We start from the raw sequence: 5,157 nt of genomic DNA on the forward strand, positions 1-5,157 counted from the left end.
AGCCCGGCCACGGTGGTGGCGGGGAAGGCCGCCGCCAAGGCGGCTTCGGCCACGGGTCGGCCCAGCAGCCACAGCCGGACGGCGGCGGCCAGCGGATCGGCCCGGTCCGCCGGCTCGGTCACCTGCAGGGCCGGCACCAGCTGGTCCCGGCCGAAGGCCTCGTATGCCTCGGCTCCCAGCAGCGCTGCCACGCCGTCCACCGTGTAGTGCATCCGGTCCAGGTCCCCGGCGAGCGCGGAGAGCAGCCGGATGTCGTGGCTTTGCGGGGCATCCGGGGCCTGCCGGGCGTTGAAGCCAGTGTCGAAGTCGGTCACGGCATCAAGTTTAAGCAGGGTTTCAGGCGGGCGCCGGGCCGGTGGTTGAATGGGCCCATGCTCGTCACCACCACCTACCTGGAACAGACCTCCCCGGCGCAGCTGGCCGCCGGCGCGCGGCCGCTGCCTGCCGGAACCCGCCTCGAGCGGGTGGAGGCGATCACCCCGGAGTTCAGCAAGTTCCTCTACCGGTCGGTGGGCAGCGGCTGGAACTGGGCGGACCGGCTGCAGCTGACCCGAAAGCAGTGGGAGTCGCTGCTGCGCATGCCCGGGTCCGAAACCTGGGTGTTGTCCGCCGGCGGGGCCCCTGCCGGTTATGTGGAGCTGCTGGGACGGCCCGAATCGGCCGGCACGGCGGTGGAAATCGTGTACTTCGGGCTCTTTCCCGAGGCGATCGGACGGGGCCTCGGCGGCGGGCTGCTCTCCGGGGGCATCCGGCAGGCCTGGCAGCTGCATGAGCGCTGGGAGGGCTTCGCCCCGGTGCACCGGGTGTGGGTGCACACCTGCTCGCTGGACGGGCCCGCGGCGCTGGCGAACTACACCGGGCGCGGCATGAAGGTGTTCAAGACCGAGGAGGAAGACCTCGAGCCCAAGGATGCGTCGCTGGGACTCTGGCCCGAGCGCTGACCTGCGCGGCCGCGGCGCCGCCGGCCGCGCAGAACCTGAACCGGCTCAGGCCCGGCAGCCCTCCGGGCAGCGCAGCGGCTCGGGCTCGGCCGCACAGTCCGCGCAGTAGAGCGCCAGCTTGCGGCAGCTCGGGTTGGAGCAGTTCTCGAACTTGCTGCTGGGCGCCGTGCAGCGCACGCACCGGCCGAGGGTCCTGGCCTCGGGAGTGAACTCCAGGTGCATGCGGCGGTCGAAGACGTAGAGCGAGCCCTCCCAGAGCCCGGAGTCCCCGAAGGCCTCGCCGTAGCGGACAATGCCGCCGTCGAGCTGGTACACCTCCTGGAAGCCGCGGTTGACCATCAGCGCCGAGAGCACCTCGCAGCGGATGCCGCCGGTGCAGTAGGTGACCACCGGCTTGTCCTTGAGCCCGTCGTACCTGCCCGAGTCCAGCTCGCGGATGAAGTCGCGGGTGGTTTCCACGTCGGGGACGACGGCGTCCTTGAACCTGCCGATCTGTGCCTCGAAGGCATTGCGCCCGTCGAAGAACACCACGTCCCGGCCGGCCTGCCGGTTGGCGTCCACCAGGTCGTGCAGTTCCTCCGGCCCCAGGCGGATGCCGCCGCCGAGGACGCCGTTTTCGTCCACCTTCAGCTCCCCCGGGGCGCCGAAGGAGACAATTTCGTCCCGGACCTTCACGCTCAGCCGCGGAAAGTCCGCTGCCGCTCCCTCGGACCACTTGACGTCCATCTTCGTGAACGCCGGATATTCGCGGGTGGCCTTGACATACTGCTTGACGACATTGAGTTCGCCGCCCACGGTCCCGTTAATGCCGTCCTTGGAAATCAGGATCCTGCCGGTGAGTCCGAGCTTTTCGCACAAGGCCCGCTGCCACAGCCGGAGCGCTTCCGGATCCGGCAGCGGAGCAAACGCGTAATAGAGCACAATCCTGTTCAAAGCCACGCTTTTAAGGGTACGGTGCACGGCAAATCGTCCGGTGGCCGGACCGTCATCGATGCCGGGGTGCCGAGAGTCACAGCGGTTCGGTACTGTCTAAGCATGGCCATCGATTACACACGAGATGTACCGGAGGACCTGCTGCCCGCCTGGGTCGCGGGATGGTCCGCATGCCGGGGGTACTCCCCCGCGAAGGAAGAAGCCGGCCATCCGGCCATTGTGCTCTCGGACAAGACCGGCGACTGGGAGTATTTTGCCTACGAGCCCGATGAGGACGAGTTCGCGAACCTGGCGGCGCAGACGGCGCAGTCCCCGAAGCGCATGTTCACGGTCCTGACCCGCCACCCGCAGCGGATCCATGAACTGGCTCCCAAGTACGGGCTGCGCGTGCACCACAGCGACCAGTCCATGATGGTCACCGACATGTCGGACCAGGACTCCGAGGACCCCTGGTACCGGGACCCGGATTTCAAGACCGAGGTGGTGCGCGATGGCAACGTCCACCGGGCCCGGGTCACCTACCAGGGCGAGGAAGCGGCCCACGGCGTGGTCGCCGTGGTGGACAGCTTTGCCGTCTTCGACCACATTGAGACCAAGGAAAAGTATCGCCGGCGCGGGCTGGCCACCCATGTCATGCGTGCCCTGATCGCCTCCACCTTCGAGCACATCGTGGAGACCGGCCTGCTGATCGCCTCCCACGACGGCCGGATGCTCTACAACCACCTGGGCTGGGACACCGTCTGCGACGTCATGATCCTCAAGCCGGTGGACGCGCCCTGAAGCTGCCCCTGCAGTCCCGTTCCGTCCCCCGGGCGGTGCCTGCCGGCCGCCGGCGGGTCCACCCGGGCGGCGGCCGGGGTGACAGAATTATCCGGTGGCAGTAGCTGAATCCCTGATCAATCTGCTCGGTTCCGGGCCCGACCCCGAGCAGCTGGTGCAGGTACGCAAACTTCCGTCCCGGGCGGCGGTGCACGAGCCGTGGCCGCAGTGGGTCCACCCGGACGTCATCGCCGCGTACGCGTCACTGGGCATCCACACCCCCTGGCTGCACCAGGTCCGGGCGGCCGACGCCGCCCACGCCGGCCGGCACACGATCATTGCCACCGGGACCGCCTCCGGCAAGTCCCTGGCCTACCAGCTGCCGGCATTGGACGGGATCCACCGCAGCGGCCTCGAGGAGAAGGCCAGCCTGGAGCCTGCCGGCGCCGCGGTACTGTACCTGGCCCCGACCAAGGCGCTGGCCGCGGACCAGCTGGCGGCCATCAAGGCGCTGAAGCTGCCCACCGTGCGCGCCGAAACCTACGACGGCGACACGGACCCGGGGGCGCGCCGGTGGATCCGCGACCATGCCAACTTCGTGCTGGCCAATCCGGACATGCTCCATTTCGGCGTGCTCCCGAACCACGCCTGGTGGGCCCGCTTCTTCCGCCGGCTGAAGTACATCATTGTCGACGAGGCCCACAGCTACCGCGGCGTGTTCGGCTCGCACGTGGCCAACCTGCTGCGCCGGCTGCGGCGGGTCTGCGCCAGCTACGGCGCCGATCCCGTCTTCATCGGAGCCTCGGCCACCTCTTCGGCACCGGGAATCTCCTTCGGCCGGCTGATCGGCGCCGAGGCCGGGGCCGTCACCGAGGACTGCTCGCCGCACGGCTCCACCACCGTCGCCTTCTGGGAACCGCAGCTGACCGAACTCAAGGGCGAGAACGGTGCCCGCGAGCGCCGGACGGTCATCGCTGAAACCGCCGAGCTGATGGCCCATCTTGTGGCATCCCAGGTGCGTACCATCGCCTTCATCAAATCCCGGCGCGGCGCCGAGAGCATTTCCTCGATCGCCAAGCGGCTGCTGGACGAGGTCAATCCGTCCCTGCCCGGCCGGGTGGCCGCCTACCGGTCGGGCTACCTGCCCGAAGAACGCCGGGAGCTGGAACAGCGGCTGCGTTCCGGGGCGCTGCTCGGCGTGGCCAGCACGTCGGCGCTGGAACTGGGCATCGATATTTCCGGCCTCGACGCGGTGCTGGTCGCCGGCTGGCCGGGGACCCGGGCCTCGCTGTTCCAGCAGATCGGGCGGGCCGGCCGTGCCGGCCAGGACGCGCTCGCCGCGTTCATCGCCAGCGACGACCCGCTCGATACCTACCTGGTCCACCACCCGGAGGCGGTCTTCGACGTGGCGGTCGAAGCCACGGTGTTCGATCCGTCGAATCCGTATGTGCTCGGGCCGCACTTGTGCGCGGCCGCACAGGAACTGCCGCTGGTGCCGGACGAGCTGGAGCTGTTCGGCCCGACCACTGCCGGGCTGCTCGAGGAGCTGACCGCCCGCGGCTACCTGCGGCGCCGGGCCGCCGGATGGTACTGGACCCATCCGGAAAGCGCCGCCGCAATGGTGAACCTGCGCACCGATGGCGGCGGGCCGATCAGCATCGTCGAAGCCGACTCCGGCGCACTGCTGGGAACCATGGACTCCCCGCAGTCCCACTATCAGGCCCATACCGGCGCGGTCTACGTACACCAGGGCGAAACCTACGTGGTGGAGGAACTCAACGAGCGCGACCACTGTGCCATCGTCACCAGATCCAACCCGGACTACTACACCCAGGCCAGGGACATCACCCAGATCGAGGTACTGCAGCCGCTGCGCGGCCAGGACTGGGGCGGGGTCCGTGTGGAGTTCGGCGAGGTCAAGGTAACCACCAAGGTGGTCTCCTTCCAGCGCAAGGCCTTCGTCTCCAACGAAATCCTCGGGGAAGAGCCCTTGGACCTCGAGGCGCGGGAACTGTTCACCAAGGCGGTATGGTTCGCCATCGACGAACACCGGCTGGCCGGCGCCGGCCTGATTGCCGCCAGGATTCCCGGCGCCCTGCATGCGGCCGAACATGCGGGGATCGGGTTGTTGCCGCTGGTGGCCTCCAGCGACCGCTGGGACGTCGGCGGTGTCTCCACGGCATTGCACGCGGATACCGGCAAACCGACGATCTTCGTCTACGACGGCCATCCCGGCGGTGCCGGCTTCGCCGAACGCGGGTTCGAGGCGGCCCGCATCTGGCTGGCCGCCACCCGGGACGCCATCCTGGCCTGCGAGTGCGAGACCGGCTGCCCGTCCTGTGTGCAGTCACCCAAGTGCGGCAATAAGAACAACCCGTTGGATAAGGACGGTGCGGTCATCCTGCTCGATGCGCTGCTCTCCGGGGCAGAGCGCGGCCGGGCTGCCGGAGGATGACGGGCCCGGCAGGCGCCGGCCGGAGGCCGCAGGCACGTCCCGGGGCTTCCGCCCCCGCAGCCGGCAGCC

Annotated in this window: 4 protein-coding genes and 1 pseudogene; 3 read left to right on the plus strand and 2 right to left on the minus strand. The window is 69.1% G+C overall.

The window, feature by feature from the left end; genetic code table 11:
* Positions 1-314 (minus strand): annotated as a pseudogene (locus ACFQ36_RS20485) (SAM-dependent methyltransferase); the annotation flags it as partial.
* Positions 315-371: 57 nt separating this feature from the next.
* Between ACFQ36_RS20485 and ACFQ36_RS20490 the strand changes: the two are divergent.
* Entirely contained in the window at positions 372-941 is a 570-nt protein-coding gene (locus tag ACFQ36_RS20490; RefSeq protein WP_377017033.1) for a GNAT family N-acetyltransferase, read from the plus strand.
* A gap of 45 nt (positions 942-986) precedes the next feature.
* Here ACFQ36_RS20490 and ACFQ36_RS20495 read toward each other — a convergent pair whose 3' ends face one another.
* A complete protein-coding gene (locus ACFQ36_RS20495) occupies positions 987-1,880 on the minus strand; it encodes a rhodanese-related sulfurtransferase (RefSeq protein ID WP_377017035.1) in 894 nt (297 codons plus the stop codon).
* A gap of 96 nt (positions 1,881-1,976) precedes the next feature.
* On the opposite strand from ACFQ36_RS20495, the gene ACFQ36_RS20500 reads away from it, so the two are divergent.
* Complete coding sequence (locus ACFQ36_RS20500; protein ID WP_377017037.1) at positions 1,977-2,654, plus strand: GNAT family N-acetyltransferase; 678 nt, start codon at positions 1,977-1,979, stop codon at positions 2,652-2,654.
* 94 nt (positions 2,655-2,748) lie between these two features.
* Entirely contained in the window at positions 2,749-5,088 is a 2,340-nt protein-coding gene (locus tag ACFQ36_RS20505) for a DEAD/DEAH box helicase (RefSeq protein WP_377017039.1), read from the plus strand.
* The last annotated feature ends 69 nt before the right edge of the window (positions 5,089-5,157 follow it).

Origin of the sequence: Arthrobacter sp. GCM10027362 (assembly GCF_042679445.1) — a bacterium.
Classification (GTDB): domain Bacteria; phylum Actinomycetota; class Actinomycetes; order Actinomycetales; family Micrococcaceae; genus Crystallibacter.